Annotated in this window: 12 protein-coding genes and 2 pseudogenes; 5 read left to right on the top strand and 9 right to left on the bottom strand. The window is 71.8% G+C overall.

Annotation, left to right across the window (positions count from 1 at the left end):
• Positions 1–90 precede the first annotated feature (90 nt).
• Both ACLJWH_RS19170 and ACLJWH_RS19165 read left to right on the top strand, forming a co-directional pair.
• Entirely contained in the window at positions 91–1,332 is a 1,242-nt protein-coding gene (locus ACLJWH_RS19170) for a sensor histidine kinase (RefSeq protein WP_411142967.1), read from the top strand.
• Positions 1,329–2,000, top strand: coding sequence for a response regulator (locus ACLJWH_RS19165; RefSeq protein WP_411142927.1), 672 nt, complete (start codon positions 1,329–1,331; stop codon positions 1,998–2,000). Before ACLJWH_RS19170 ends, ACLJWH_RS19165 begins: the two co-directional genes overlap by 4 nt.
• A gap of 265 nt (positions 2,001–2,265) precedes the next feature.
• Here the strand turns inward: ACLJWH_RS19165 and ACLJWH_RS19160 are convergent, their stop codons facing one another.
• Positions 2,266–3,042, bottom strand: coding sequence for a LysR family transcriptional regulator substrate-binding protein (locus ACLJWH_RS19160; RefSeq protein ID WP_411142926.1), 777 nt, complete (start codon positions 3,040–3,042; stop codon positions 2,266–2,268).
• Between the two features lie 58 nt (positions 3,043–3,100).
• Here ACLJWH_RS19160 and ACLJWH_RS19155 point away from each other — a divergent pair, with 58 nt between their 5' ends.
• Complete coding sequence (locus tag ACLJWH_RS19155) at positions 3,101–3,496, top strand: DUF5997 family protein (RefSeq protein ID WP_411142925.1); 396 nt, start codon at positions 3,101–3,103, stop codon at positions 3,494–3,496.
• A gap of 255 nt (positions 3,497–3,751) precedes the next feature.
• Here ACLJWH_RS19155 and ACLJWH_RS19150 read toward each other — a convergent pair whose 3' ends face one another.
• The 4 genes and pseudogenes from ACLJWH_RS19150 to ACLJWH_RS19135 all read right to left on the bottom strand — a co-directional run bounded on the left by ACLJWH_RS19150 (position 3,752) and on the right by ACLJWH_RS19135 (position 6,990).
• Complete coding sequence (locus ACLJWH_RS19150) at positions 3,752–4,936, bottom strand: RICIN domain-containing protein (RefSeq protein WP_411142924.1); 1,185 nt, start codon at positions 4,934–4,936, stop codon at positions 3,752–3,754.
• Between the two features lie 682 nt (positions 4,937–5,618).
• Positions 5,619–5,777, bottom strand: a pseudogene (locus ACLJWH_RS19145) (FAD-dependent oxidoreductase); the annotation flags it as partial.
• Between the two features lie 76 nt (positions 5,778–5,853).
• Positions 5,854–5,922: pseudogene (locus ACLJWH_RS19140) on the bottom strand (hypothetical protein); the annotation flags it as partial.
• 306 nt (positions 5,923–6,228) lie between these two features.
• Positions 6,229–6,990, bottom strand: a complete 762-nt coding sequence (locus ACLJWH_RS19135) for an aminoglycoside adenylyltransferase family protein (RefSeq protein WP_411142923.1) — start codon at positions 6,988–6,990, stop codon at positions 6,229–6,231.
• A gap of 251 nt (positions 6,991–7,241) precedes the next feature.
• Here ACLJWH_RS19135 and ACLJWH_RS19130 point away from each other — a divergent pair, with 251 nt between their 5' ends.
• Positions 7,242–7,766, top strand: coding sequence for an ATP-binding protein (locus ACLJWH_RS19130; RefSeq protein WP_411142922.1), 525 nt, complete (start codon positions 7,242–7,244; stop codon positions 7,764–7,766).
• Positions 7,767–7,790: 24 nt separating this feature from the next.
• On the opposite strand, the gene ACLJWH_RS19125 is transcribed toward ACLJWH_RS19130, so the two are convergent.
• The 4 genes from ACLJWH_RS19125 to ACLJWH_RS19110 form a co-directional block, all read right to left on the bottom strand.
• Positions 7,791–8,714, bottom strand: coding sequence for an RNA polymerase sigma-70 factor (locus ACLJWH_RS19125; RefSeq protein ID WP_411142921.1), 924 nt, complete (start codon positions 8,712–8,714; stop codon positions 7,791–7,793).
• A gap of 161 nt (positions 8,715–8,875) precedes the next feature.
• Positions 8,876–9,643, bottom strand: coding sequence for an SDR family NAD(P)-dependent oxidoreductase (locus tag ACLJWH_RS19120; protein ID WP_411142920.1), 768 nt, complete (start codon positions 9,641–9,643; stop codon positions 8,876–8,878).
• A gap of 243 nt (positions 9,644–9,886) precedes the next feature.
• Positions 9,887–10,885, bottom strand: coding sequence for a type I glyceraldehyde-3-phosphate dehydrogenase (gene gap / locus ACLJWH_RS19115; protein ID WP_411142919.1), 999 nt, complete (start codon positions 10,883–10,885; stop codon positions 9,887–9,889).
• Positions 10,886–10,992: 107 nt separating this feature from the next.
• Positions 10,993–11,949, bottom strand: coding sequence for a GlxA family transcriptional regulator (locus ACLJWH_RS19110; RefSeq protein WP_411142918.1), 957 nt, complete (start codon positions 11,947–11,949; stop codon positions 10,993–10,995).
• A gap of 222 nt (positions 11,950–12,171) precedes the next feature.
• On the opposite strand from ACLJWH_RS19110, the gene argC reads away from it, so the two are divergent.
• Positions 12,172–13,200 carry an N-acetyl-gamma-glutamyl-phosphate reductase gene (gene argC, locus ACLJWH_RS19105; protein ID WP_411142917.1) on the top strand — a complete coding sequence of 343 codons (1,029 nt, stop codon included), beginning with the start codon at positions 12,172–12,174 and terminating at the stop codon, positions 13,198–13,200.
• Positions 13,201–13,261: the final 61 nt, after the last annotated feature.

The raw sequence follows: 13,261 nt of genomic DNA, 5'->3' as shown, positions 1-13,261 counted from the left end.
GTTGCCGAGGGGGACCGGGAGCGTCTGACGGCGTTCCTGAGGAAGGCGCCGCGCACCGTACGCGACGGTCTGCGGAAGGCGCCGCGCGCCATGCGCGGCGACCTGTGGACGGTGGCGCGCGACCCGCTGCCGAGCGCGGGCCTGCTGGGCTGGCTGCCGCATGTCCATCTGATGCTCTTCGTGGCGATCATGGGCGTGCTCAACGCCAACCAGGCCCGGCAGGTGCTCGGGGAGGCGTCGGCGGTCTGGACACTGATCGTCGTGCTCCAGCCGGCGGCCGCGCTGCTCGCGCTGTCCCGCCCGGTGCCGGCCTGGTGGCTGTCGACGATCGCGCTGTCCGCGACCGCGGCGGCCGCGGAGACCGGAGCCGACCGCGACACGCTGTGGCCCTGGAGCGTCGCGGGAATCGCCCTGCACACCCTCGTGCTGCTCCTCCTCGCGCTGCGGGTCCGTCCCCGGATCGCGGTCGAGGCGCTGGGACTCACCGTCCTCGCGGGGCTGCTCAACACCTCCCTGGCGACCCAGAACCACAACCAGGTCCTGACGCGGGGCGCCGTGATCTTCGCGACCGCGGTGGTGGTCGGCACCGCGCTGCGCGGCCGCCGGGTGGCCCGTACCCGGCTGGTCCGGCAGGAGGAGCTCACCGCCGAGGAACGGTCCCGGCGCACGCTGCTGGAGGAGCGCAACCGGATCGCCCGCGAGCTGCACGACGTGGTCGCCCACCACATGTCGGTGATCTCCATCCAGGCGCAGGTCGCCCCGCATCTGGTCGACGACCCGACCGAGGAGCTGACGGAGAACCTCGCGGGCATCCGCGAGAGCGCCGTCGAGGCGCTGACCGAACTGCGGCGGGTCCTGGGCGTGCTGCGCACGGAGGACGCCGGGGCGCAGGGGGTACGGCACGCTCCGCAGCCCACCCTCGACCGGCTGGACGAGGTGGTCGCCAAGGTGCGCGGCGCCGGGCTCACGGTCACCACGGAGACCACCGGCGAGCCGCGCCCGCTCTCGCCGGGTGTCGAACTGTCGGCGTTCCGCATCGTCCAGGAGGCGCTCAGCAACGTGCTGCGGCACGCGCCCGGGGCGGCGGTACGGGTGGCGATCGGATACCGGCCGGACGGTCTCACCCTGCGGATCGCCAACACCGCGCCGCGGGAGCCCGTACCGTTCCCGCCGGACACCGGTCACGGGCTGCTGGGCATGCGCGAACGCACCGCCATGCTCGGCGGCGAACTGGCCACCGGCCGCACTCCCGACGGCGGCTGGGAAGTGACCGCGATCCTGCCCGCCACCGCCCCGAAGGCGCCCGCCGACCCTGTTGAGGCCAGTGCATGACGACCATCCGCGTGCTGATCGCCGACGACCAGATGATGGTCCGCCAGGGCTTCACGGTGCTGCTCAACGCCGAACCCGGCATCGAGGTCGTCGGCCAGGCCGTGGACGGCCTCGACGCCGTCGCCAAGGTCGCCGAACTCGCCCCGGACGTCGTCCTGATGGACATCCGGATGCCCGCCCTCGGCGGCATCGAGGCGACCCGCCGTATCACCGGACCGGCCGGCGCCACCGTCAAGGTGCTCGTGCTGACCACCTTCGACCTCGACGAGTACGTGTACGAGGCGCTGCGTGCGGGCGCGTCCGGATTCCTGCTGAAGGACGCGTCGGCCGCCGAACTCGCCCAGGCGGTACGGGTGGTGGCGGCCGGCGACGCCCTGCTCGCCCCGAACATCACCAAGCGCCTCATCGCCGAGTTCTCCCGGATGACCGGCGCCCCGCGCACCCCCCTCAAGGACCGCGTCGGCGATCTGACGGAACGCGAGACCGAGGTCCTGTCGCTGATCGCGCAGGGCCTGTCGAACGCGGAGATCGCCACGCGGCTGGTGGTGGCGGAACAGACCGTCAAGACCCATGTGAGCCGGATCCTGGTCAAACTGGGCCTGCGCGACCGCACCCAGGCCGCGGTCTTCGCCTACGAGACGGGACTGGTGCGCCCGGCCGGATACTGACCGCCGCCGCGCGGCGGGGCGCCGCACCGGTGACGTGGCGTGGTGACCGGCCGTCGCGTTCTCCCGCGGGGCGTCCCCAGGCCGTATCCCTGGCCCGCCGGCGCTCCGCGCGCCTCCTCGGTGGCGGTACGGGGGTGCCGCTCCCGGGCGCCGGCTCGCCAGGGCCCCGGCCTGGGGGACGTCGCCGCCGCGGCGGGCCCGTACCAGGGCAACGGGAACGCCGGCACCGGTACCGGGGCTGCCCGTACGGTGCGCGACGCCAGGGTCAGGACCGGCGGCGAGGCTTGCCGCGCTTGCCGCCCTTGGGGCTGCCGGAACCGCCCCGTGAGCTCTTGCCGGACGGCTTACCGGCCGACTTACCGGCCGCGGGCTTCCGCTGCCCACCGCGGGTGTCGGGGCGCTTGCGCTGCGTCTCCTGCGCCGGGGCGGCGGTGCGGCCCCGTGAACTGTTGACCGTCCGCCCCCGGACGATCCCGATGAAGTCCTCCACCATGTCGGTGGTCTCGTCCGCCGGCCACGACAGTGCGACCCGCGACTGAGGGGCGTCCGTGACCGGCCGGTAGGTGAGGTCCTTACGGTGGTGCAGGCGGGCGAGCGACTGCGGGACGACGAGGAGCCCCACGCCCGCCGCCACCAGCTCGATGGCGTCCGCGGTCGTGGCGGGGCGCTCGTTCGCGGGCCGCCCCGGCGGGCGCTCCCAGTCGAGGGTGTCGTCGAGGGGATGCAGCACGATCTCGTCGGCCAGATCCTCGGCGGACACCTCGTCGACCGCCGCCACGAGGTGGTCCTTGGGGACCACGACCACCGTCGTCTCGGCGTAGAGGGGGATCGCGCTGAGGTCCGTCCGGCCGGTCGGCAACCGTACGAAACCCGCGTCGGCGCCGCGGTCGCACAGCACACCGGACGCTTCGGCGGCGGTCACCGGGACGAGGATCAGCGGGATGCCGGGCAACCGCTCGTTCCAGATACGCACCCATTTGGTCGGGGTCACACCCGGGACGTAGGCGAGCCGGAACGACGGGGGTGCTTCTGAGCCTGTCACCGTGCCAGGCTACCGGTCGTGTTCGAAGGTGCCGGACACGCTCGGTACCCTTGACACCATGACGTCGCACCAGAACACCCAGACAATGAAGCCCGCAACCGCGGCGAAGAAACTGGGTGTGTACCTTGAGGCCACCCCCGCCGAGTTCCAGGAAGGCGTCGTCTCGCGCAGCGAGCTGAACGCATTGCAGGCCGATCCGCCCGAGTGGCTGCGTGAGCTGCGGCGCAACGGTCCGCACCCCCGCCCGGTGGTCGCGGCGAAGCTGGGTGTCTCCATCTCGGGCCTCGCGCGCGGCGGGATCACGGAAGCCCTCACCACGGAGCAGATCGACGCGCTGAAGAAGGACCTCCCCGAGTGGCTGCAGAAGGAACGCGCCACCCAGGCCGAGGTCCGGAAAGAGACGGTACGCATCAAGGAGAAGAACGCGGAGCGTGACGATCAGCCGCGTTCCTGACCGGGCACGGGCGACCGGACCGCGGCGCGGCAGGGCCGTACGCGACAGGACCGCAGGGCAGGTCACCGGCCGGCCACCGGGCGCCGCTCCCTGAACGGCGCGCCTCATACGACGACGGAACAGGCCGGCCCGGCGCGCGGGAACCGCGGCGGAAGAGCGGGAGGCCGCGGAAAAGCGGGAGGCCGTCGCAACGGTTCGGAATCACCGCTGCGACGGCTGTTTCAGGAGGACACTCCCGCTACTTCCGCCCTCCCGTCAGAAGGACTGCGTCGCGTAGCCGTCCAGCTTCCACTGCTGCTTGTCCGAGCCGTCGCACGTGGCAGTCGAGAGCGTGGAGTTGGGGATGGGCTGCTCCAGGCAGTCGCCCTTGTCGTCGCGGAGCGAGAAGTAGCCGTCGCTCTCCGGCCTCAGCTCCCAGGTCGCGTCGCCGCCGGTGGCGGCGGAGACGGTCTTGGGCGCGCTGAATCCGTCCCCGGCCAGGTGCATGGCGCCGCCGGTCTCCTCGCTCACGATCTTGAAGCGGTCGCCGTCCGGCACGAACGTCCACCGCTGGATGGGCCGCGCGAAGGTGGTCCACCGGATCCGGGTCCTGCCGGGCGCCTCGGCCAGTGTTTCGAGGTCCTTGTTGTAGACGTGCGGCACCTTCTGTACCAGGTCGCCGCCGTCCTCGACGGTGATGCGGTCCTCGTTCTCCTTGCTGACCAGTTCCCGGGGGTTGGTCCCGGTGGGATTGAGGACGCCTTCCTGCTCGGTGCCTCCGGGCTCGGTGTAGGTGAGCGTGCGCGGCTTCAGGTGCTCCAGGCTGTTGCGCTCGGGGGTCGCCCGGAAATGGATGCTCTTGTAGCCGCCCTGCTCCGGTTCGGTGGCGTCGGTGACGTCATAGACGCCGGAGAAGCCCCAGTTCATCCAGCCACCGTCGGTGGAGTTGGAGAACTGGGCCTCGGAGTCGAAGATCCAGGTGCGGTAGGTGTGCTTGGTGCCGTCCCAGTCCTGGCAGTACTCGACGTCGAACATCGCGTCCGGCTTGCCCTTGATATCGGCGTCGATCAGCGGGCGGCCGTTCGGATCGACGTCGTCGGGGTCGTGCCTGATGTCGGCCACCACGACGTTGTAGCCGGGGCCCGTGGTCTTGTTGACCTCGTCCACCATGTTCTTGACGAAGTCCTCGCGGCCCTTCGAAGCCGCCCTGGCCTGCATCACCAGGCTGAGGATGCTGGTGGTGAGCTTCGCGCCCGCCTGGCCGGCGAAGTCCGGCTGTGCGCCGATGTTCCCCCCGCCGGGCGGATTCATCACGACGGCGCCCTGGGCCTTGCAGACACCGGCACCGGAGCCGCTCCTGGCGTTCTCCTCGCCCATCGCGGTGTCGGCGCCGATCAGCCCCATCGTGAGGGCCGTCGCACTCGCCACGGCGGCGAGAGACAGCATCTTCCGATTTCTCATGACTTCCTTTTCCACAGTGAATACGCGGACGTGTCGGGGCCCGGTCGCGCTCCCGGCCGGAACCGGAACTCGGGGGACCAGGGGGCACCGCTCCTTGCGGTGAGGTCACCGGCGCGGGGATCCACGCGCTGTCGCCACCGCTACCGCAGGCGTCAGCGATGGCGGTAGCGGCCGCAGCGGCCAGGGGTCCTGCCGGACCGGCGTGCCGCACACCCTGCCGACAGGCAAGAGCTTCGAAGGCGAACGGCCCGGCCCGCAACGACCTGCGGGTGGAAGGGGACGCCGGAACGGTGAAACACCCACTGACCTGTGCATACGCCATGCCGATGGAACGGTGGTCCGGGACGGCCGGGCGCACCGGGAACGGGCAGGCGGACCGGGGACGCGGTGTGGCATCGTGCGAGGCGTGACGAGCCCCGTGGCGTGCCCGGTCGTGACCGGGCCAAGGACCGCCAGTCGTCTCGTTCCCGGCACGGTAAGAGCGGAGGCCGAGTCCGCCGGCTTCGATCCGGCGCTGCCAACCCCGCGTCAGTGCCCCCCTGTTGTGGTGGCGGTCAGCAAACTCGCCTGCTCTGTACGGGGGTTGCCGACGACGCGGGTCAGGGACATCCGGCGTACGGTGCCGGGCCGCGCCGAACTCGGCCGGAGACGGGCCACGCCCTTGCGAGCCGCGACCGCGCGCTCAGCCGACGGCAGCGCCGAACCACTTGGGCAGCCGGCCGAGCAGTTCCCGTTGATCGTCACCGACCCACGCCACGTGGCCGTCCGGCCGCAGCAGCGCCGCGGGTACGTCCGGTTCCTCGCTGACGTCGACGATGCGGTCGACCCGGTCCGCCCGGCCACCGGGGAAGCCGACGCCGAGCAGCTTGCGCACCGTGCTGCGGCCGCCGCCGCAGCCGACGAGAGGTGTGCACGCCGTGCAGCCGCAACTCGCCGGCCGGCCTCAAGCCGGTCGGTCCACCGCCGACGATGATCACGTCAATCATGAAACCCCCATTCAAAAAGGCCGCATTCCGGCCGGCCGCTCCGCGCAGTCAGGCGGCGCGCACACCCGCACCTTCGCGCCGGGTGCCCGCGGCCGCATGCGAGTCCCACCGGCGGTTCGGCGTCCCGCGAGACCCGCCCGTCGACAAAGGCGCGGGCAGTTCGCGCATCCCCCCGTCCCGGTGCGGGAGCGCGTCAAGGACCCGGTGTGGTGAGCATGAGGCCATCGCACGTTCCGCCGGTCCGGGGAAGCCGGGACCGTCAGACGCAATTCGTGAGTGACCGGGGCAGGCGTCCAAGGGGGTGGCTCATGCCTGTCGACGCAGATTGTCGATATGGCTGAGTACTTCGTCCACGTGCGGACGCACCTGGGCCTTCAGTCCGTCGCTCCAGTTCTCGTCCGCATAGTGGCAGTTGAGGTACAAATGCCTGGCGTGTTCCAAGACGGGACGGTGCTCCGGGGAGAGGCGCGCGAGAGCCCAGTCCGCGGCGGTGTCCTTGGATTTGATCTCGCCGGTGGCGAGGGTGGTCCAGACGCGGGCGAGAGTCAGCAGGACGTTGCGGGTGTCGTCGGTGAGGTCGTCGAGGAGTTCGGGAATGCCCACGACGCTCGCCCCGACGAGGTCGGCGTGCGGCACGGGGTCGAGAAGCTCGGCGGGAGGCGGTCCGGTGAGAGGGTGGTCGCCCGCCAGGACCATGGTGAGCACGAGAGCCAGGTCCGGCATCGAGCGGGGCTGCGGGGGCCCGCTCGCCCGGAGTTCGTCGCGCAGCCACTCGCCGTAGAGGAAGTCCCCGGTCGGCGGGAACCGCCAGGGGCGGACCTCGGACTGGACGACGACGGTGAGTTCGACGGGCCGGACCGCGGCGGTGAGGCCGGAGATCTCCAGCAAGCCCTGAAGGAGCGCCCGCCGCCTCCGGTCGTCCAGGCTCCGCCGGGTGACGGCCAGGATGTCCAGATCGCTGGCCGGAGCGAGACCCCCGAACGCGGCGGAACCGTGGAGGTAGGTGCCGAGGAGCTCTGGCGCCAAGACGTCACGGACGAGTCCAACGGTCTGCTCAAGCTGATCCATCGCGTCAGTGTCGGACACCATTCGCTCACCGGAAAGCGACTTCTTCCGCACCGAGGCGACCCGGCAGGCCCGGACCTCTGCTGACAAGTCCTCGCGGCAGCACCACTGGCATCCGGTGGTGGACCTCACTGACGTCCTGAGGGCAGCCGGCGACCCGCACGGGACCGGTCCTTCGCGGGCCGAGCCACGCATGCGTACCGGATTTCTGCTGTGCCCGTTCCCGCGGCCCGCGCACGGTTAGCGTGGGTCCCATGATCGTATGGCTCAACGGCACCCACGGCGCGGGCAAGACGACGACCAGTGCACTCGTGCAGCAGCTGATCCCGGATTCACGGGTGTTCGACGCCGAGAAGGTCGGCGAGACACTCATGGACATCACCCCGGGGCTGCCGGCGACGGACAACTTCCAGCACTGGCCGCCGTGGCGGCCACTCGTCGTCGAGACCGCCCGCCGCGTACTCGACTACACCGGCGGCACTCTGGTGATGCCCATGACCGTCCTGGTCGAGGAGTACTGGCGCGAGATCAGCGCGGGCCTCGCCCAGCATGCCATTCCGATACGGCATTTCGTCCTCCACGCCGACCAGGACACCCTCCGCGGGCGCATCGCGGGGGACACTGTTCTCGGCCCCGACTCCCCGTTCCGCCTCGCATACCTTGAGCCCTACGCCGAGGCGGCCCGCACCTGGCTCCACCGTGAGGCCGAGGTCGTCGACACCACGCACCTCACGCCCACCCAGGCCGCCCTCCGGATCGCGGAGGCCGTCAAGGGCTGAGGTGGAGCGCGGTCGGCTCGCCGCTCAACCTGCGGGCCGGTGTGCCTGGTTCGCCGCGCGGAGGGCCTCCCAGGCGTCCGCCACGGGACCGACGTGCCCGAGCTTGTCGGGGTTGTTCACTGCGTGGATCGTCCGGATCCGCCCGTCGAGTACGTCAAGCGCCCAGGTGCCGAGGACCTGGCCGTGCCGGTCGCGGAAGACCGCGCCCGGCCGGCCGTTCACCTGCTGCGGCTCCACGGCGCCACCGCTCCTGATCACCAGCGGGACGAACGTCGCCAGCGCCCGGAGCACGTTCTCGGCACCAAGGATGACGGGCTCGAACTGCGGGGCCTTGCCGCCACTGTCGCCGGTCATGCGAATGTCGGCGGCCAGCAGCTCGGCCAGCCCGTCGATGTCCCCTTCCCGGAAGGCGCCGAAGAACCGTTCGGCGAGTTTCTCGCGTTCCTTCCGGTCGGCATCGAACCGGGCCCGGCCCGCGCTCATGTGACGGCGTGCCCGCACCGCCAGCTGGTGGCACGCTGCCTCCGACCGTCCCACGGCCGATGCGATCTCCGGGAAGCCGAAGGCGAACACCTCCCGCAGCACGAAGACCGCGCGTTCGAGCGGGGTGAGCCGCTCCAGCAGGAGCAGGGCCGCCATCGACAGCGAGTCCGCCAGCTCCGCCGACCGCGCCGGATCCTCGTACGGGTCGGTCAGCAGCGGTTCGGGGAGCCACGGTCCGGCGTACTCCTCCCGCCGGACGCGGGCCGAGCGCAGGACGTCGATCGAGATCCGGGTCACCACGGTCGACAGGAACGCCTTGGCCGACCCGGGTCGGGTGGAGGTGGCCTGGTAGCGCAGCCAGGTCTCCTGGACCGCGTCCTCCGCCTCGCTCACACTGCCCAGGATGCGGTAGGCGATCGAGAACAGCAGCGGCCGCAGCTCCTGGAACTCCTCGGTCTTCGGCACGCCGGCTCCTTCTCGCATCAACGCCGCCACGAGGGGGCGGCAGAGCTCCCGGTGGGAGAAGCCGCCCCCGCGCCCATCAGCTGCCCCTCCCCGTTGTCCGGCCGACAGCGGGGCCGAGCCGGATCGCCGGGCCCGTACCACGCGGCTGTCCAGGGCCACCCTCACCAGGGCACCGGGCCCTCCGCACTGAAGAACCCGGCGGTCGGTCCGTCCGCGCCGAGCGTAGCCAGGCGCACCACGACCGCGGCGCCCTGTGCGACCGTGCGCAACCCGGTGTGGTTGTTGCTGTCCGTGTCGACGAAGCCGGGGGCGACCGCGTTGACGAGGATGCCGTCCTTCCGCAGCTCATTGGCGTACTGCACGGTCAGGGCGGTCAGCGCGCTCTTGGACGGCGCATACGCGGCCGACGGCAGCAGTGCCGTGAAGGGGCCGTCCGGATCGCTGGTGAGAGTCAGCGACGCGGCATGACTGCTCACGTTGACGATGCGTGGCGCCGGTGACCGCCGCAGCAGCGGCACCATGGCGTTGGTCACCGCGATCACCCCGAAGACGTTGGTCTCGAACACCGCCCGGACCATGTCCAGGTCGACGGAGCTGGGGACTTGATCGTGGGCGTCTTCGGGCGACACCTGCCCGGAGCCGGTGATGCCGGCGTTGTTGACCAGCACGTCGAGCCGGCCGAAGCGCTCCTCGACCTGCTTCGCGGCCTCGTGGACGGTGGCCTGGTCGGTGACGTCCAACGTGACCGCGTGCGCATCGCCGCCGGCCGCGCGCACCGCCGCGGCGGCCTCCTCGCCGCGCAGCGGGTCCCTGGCCCCGATCACGACCGTCATGCCCAGCGCGGCGAGTTGCCCGGCCACGCCACGACCGATCCCCTTGTTCGCCCCGGTGACCAGCGCGACCTTCCGGTGTGTGTGCTCCTCGCTCATGACCTGTCTCCTTGTTGTCGAGGCGGGTTCTTCCCGGAACCTGTCTTCACCACCTCAGACGAGACAGCCCGGCCATCTCTGACATGCGGACAGCGGGACCTCTTCACCGGGGAGCAGCCCGGCCGGAGCAAGCGCGGGACCGGGTGTGGCCGAGCGCTCTGGTCGGCCTGGCCGGCCGACCAGAGCGCTCACCGGAGGTGCTGGGCAGCGAGGCCCCCGAAGCGGGGCCGCACCGGCTTCCGGTCAGCCGGCGGCGAGGAGTTCGAGCGTATCGATCACGCGGTTCGAGAAGCCCCACTCGTTGTCGTACCAGGCGACCACCTTGACGTGGCGGCCGTCGACGCGGGTGAGGGCCGAGTCGAAGACCGACGAGGCCGGATTGCCCGTGATGTCGGACGACACGAGCGGGTCGTCCGAGTATTCGAGGATGCCGGCGAGCGGCCCCTCCGCCGCGGCCCGGTACGCCGCCAGCACGTCCTCGCGCGTCACGTCGCGGGCGACGGTCGTGTTGAGTTCGACGATCGAGCCCACCGGAACCGGCACGCGGATCGAGTCGCCCGACAGCCTGCCGTCGAGGTTCGGCAGCACGAGGCCGATCGCCTTGGCGGCGCCCGTGGTGGTCGGCACGATGTTGACAGCGGCGGCGCGGGCGCGGCGGGCGTCGCGGTGCGGACCGTCCTGGAGGTTCTGCTCCTGTGTGTAGGCGTGCACCGTCGTCATGAAGCCGTGCTCGATGCCGGCGAGATCGTCGAGTACCGAGGCCAGCGGCGCAAGCGCGTTGGTCGTGCACGAGGCGTTCGAGACGATCGTGTGCACCGCCGGGTCGTACGCGTCGGTGTTGACGCCGAACGCGAGCGTGACATCGGCGCCGTCCGCCGGCGCGCTGATGAGTACCCTTTCCGCGCCCGCGTCGAGGTGGGCGCGGGCGGCCGTGGCCGACGTGAAGCGGCCGGTCGCCTCCAGCACGATGTCGACGCCCAGCTCGGCCCAGGGCAGCTGCGCCGGTTCACGCTCGGCGAGCACGGTGATGCGCCGGCCGTCGACGACGAGGGCGTCCCCGTCGACAGTCACCGGGCGACCGAGCCGGCCCGCCGTCGTGTCGTAGGCGAGCAGCCGCGCGAGGGCTGCGGGCTCCGTCAGGTCGTTGACGGCGACGACCTCAAGGTCGCTGTCGCGTTCGAGCAGCGCGCGCAGCACATTGCGTCCGATGCGGCCGAATCCGTTGATGGCGATGCGAGTCATGAGTGGTGTCCCTTCGGGTTCGCCATCAGGTTCGCGTGCGGCGTCCGACGGTGACAGCGGCGTGATCGCCACGGTCCGAAAGGATCGCGCCACGCGGTGGTGGCGGGCTACTCGCCCTGGGCGAAGGTGCGCCGGTACTCGCTCGGCGTGGTGCCGAGGATGCGATGGAAGTGCAGCCGCAGATTCGTACCGGTGCCGAGGCCGACGTCGGCGGCGATCTGCTCGACGCTCCGCTGCGAACGCTCCAGCAGTTCGCGGGCCACGTCGATGCGGGCGCGCATCACCCACTGCATCGGCGTGTACCCCGTGTCCTCGACGAAGCGTCGCGAGAACGTGCGCGGCGACACCGCCGCGTGCCGGGCGAGCGCTTCCAGGGTGAGGGCCTCGCCGAGCCGGTGCAGCGCCCACTCGCGGGTGGCGGCGAACCGCTCGCCGAGCGGCTCGGGCACGCTGCGCGGCACGTACTGCGCCTGACCGCCGCTGCGGTAGGGGGCCGCTACCAGGCGCCGGGCCGCGTGGTTCGCCGCGGCCACCCCGAGGTCGCCGCGCAGAATGTGCAGGCACAGGTCGATGCCCGAGGCGGCGCCGGCCGACGTCAGCACGCTGCCCTCGTCGACGAACAGCACGTTCTCGTCGACCTGGACGAGCGGATGCTTCGCCGCGAGGGCCCGCGTGTAATGCCAGTGCGTGGTGGCGCGTCGGCCGTCGAGCAGGCCCGTGGCGGCGAGCGCGAAGGCGCCCGTCGAGATGGCGGCGAGCCGCGCGCCCCGGTCGTGGGCGCCGATCAGCGCATCGACGACGGCCTGCGGCGGGTCGTCGCGGTCCGGGACCCGGTAGCCGGGGACGAAGACGATGTCGGCCCACGCCAGCGCGTCGAGGCCGTGGGCGACGCAGTACGACAGGCCGTCGCCGCCGGTCACGAGACCGGATTGCGCGCCGCACACCCGCACCTCGTACGGCATGCTCGCGCGGGTCGTGAAAACCTGCGCGGGAATACCGACATCGAGAGGCTTCGCACCTTCGAGCACGAGGACGGCGACGTGATGCGGGGGTGGGGCAGGCACGGGGAAGAGGGTACGCGGGGGTGCGGGGGCGCATCGGCCCGGTTCCGAGGGCCGGGCAGGTCGGGCCGGGGGTCCCGGCTCATCCGCGGGCCGGCCCGACCGCTCACGGGCCACCTCGGACAATCGGTCACGCCGAGGGGTGGAGGGTGTGGAGAGTGGCCCCCAGCTCATTGCATAAACCTGCCTTCGTCCGTATAGTCATGCCATCGACGAGGAGGGTCCATGGTGGTGCGAGCGGCAGTGGCCGGTGCGAGCGGGTATGCGGGCGGTGAGGTGCTGCGTCTGCTTCTGGGGCACCCGGAGGTGACGGTCGGCGCGGTGACCGGGCACTCCAGTGCGGGGCAGCGGCTGGGCTCGTTGCAACCGCATCTGGCGCCGCTGGCCGGGCGGGTGGTCGAGGCGACCTCGGCCGAGGCGCTGGCCGGGCACGACGTCGTGTTCCTCGCGCTGCCGCACGGCCGGTCCGCGGCCGTGGCCGAGGAGCTCGGGCCCGATGTGCTCGTCGTGGACTGCGGGGCGGACTTCCGGCTCAAGGACGCCGCGGACTGGACGGCGTTCTACGGTTCGGCCCACGCGGGCACCTGGCCGTACGGCCTGCCGGAGCTGCCCGGGGGGCGTACCGCGCTGCACGGAGCCCGGCGGATCGCGGTGCCGGGCTGCTATCCCACCGCCGTCTCGCTCGCGCTGTTCCCCGCGTACGCCGCCGGGATCGCCGAACCCGAGGCCGTCATCGTCGCGGCCTCCGGGACCTCCGGTGCGGGCAAGGCGCTCAAACCGCATCTGCTGGGCTCCGAGGTCATGGGCTCGATGAGCCCGTACGGCGTCGGGGGCGGGCACCGGCACACGCCGGAGATGATCCAGAATCTGAGCGCCGTGGCGGGGGAGCGGGTGGGGGTCTCCTTCACGCCGACCCTCGCGCCCATGGCGCGCGGCATCCTCGCCACCTGTTCGGCGAAGGCGCGGCCGGGCGTGGACGCGGAGGCCGTCCGCACCGCGTACGAGAAGGCGCTCGCCGAGGAACCGTTCGTCCAGCTGCTGCCCGCCGGACAGTGGCCGTCGACCGCCGCGGTCCACGGCTCCAACGCCGCGCAGATCCAGGTGACGCTGGACCCGGCGGCCCACCGGATCATCGCGATCTGCGCCATCGACAACCTCACCAAGGGGACCGCGGGCGGCGCGGTGCAGAGCATGAACATCGCCCTGGGACTCCCGGAGACGACGGGGCTCAGCGCGGTCGGGGTCGCGCCGTGAGCGGCGGACCCGCCGGGCGCGGGCGGCAACGGGTGACGGGCGTGTCCGCCAGGGGCACGGC

Origin of the sequence: Streptomyces sp. x-80 (assembly GCF_046549095.1) — a bacterium.
In the GTDB taxonomy this organism is placed as follows: domain Bacteria; phylum Actinomycetota; class Actinomycetes; order Streptomycetales; family Streptomycetaceae; genus Streptomyces; species Streptomyces celluloflavus.
Note: the sequence above shows the minus strand (reverse complement) of the source record. Positions and strands in the feature narration are given on the sequence as shown.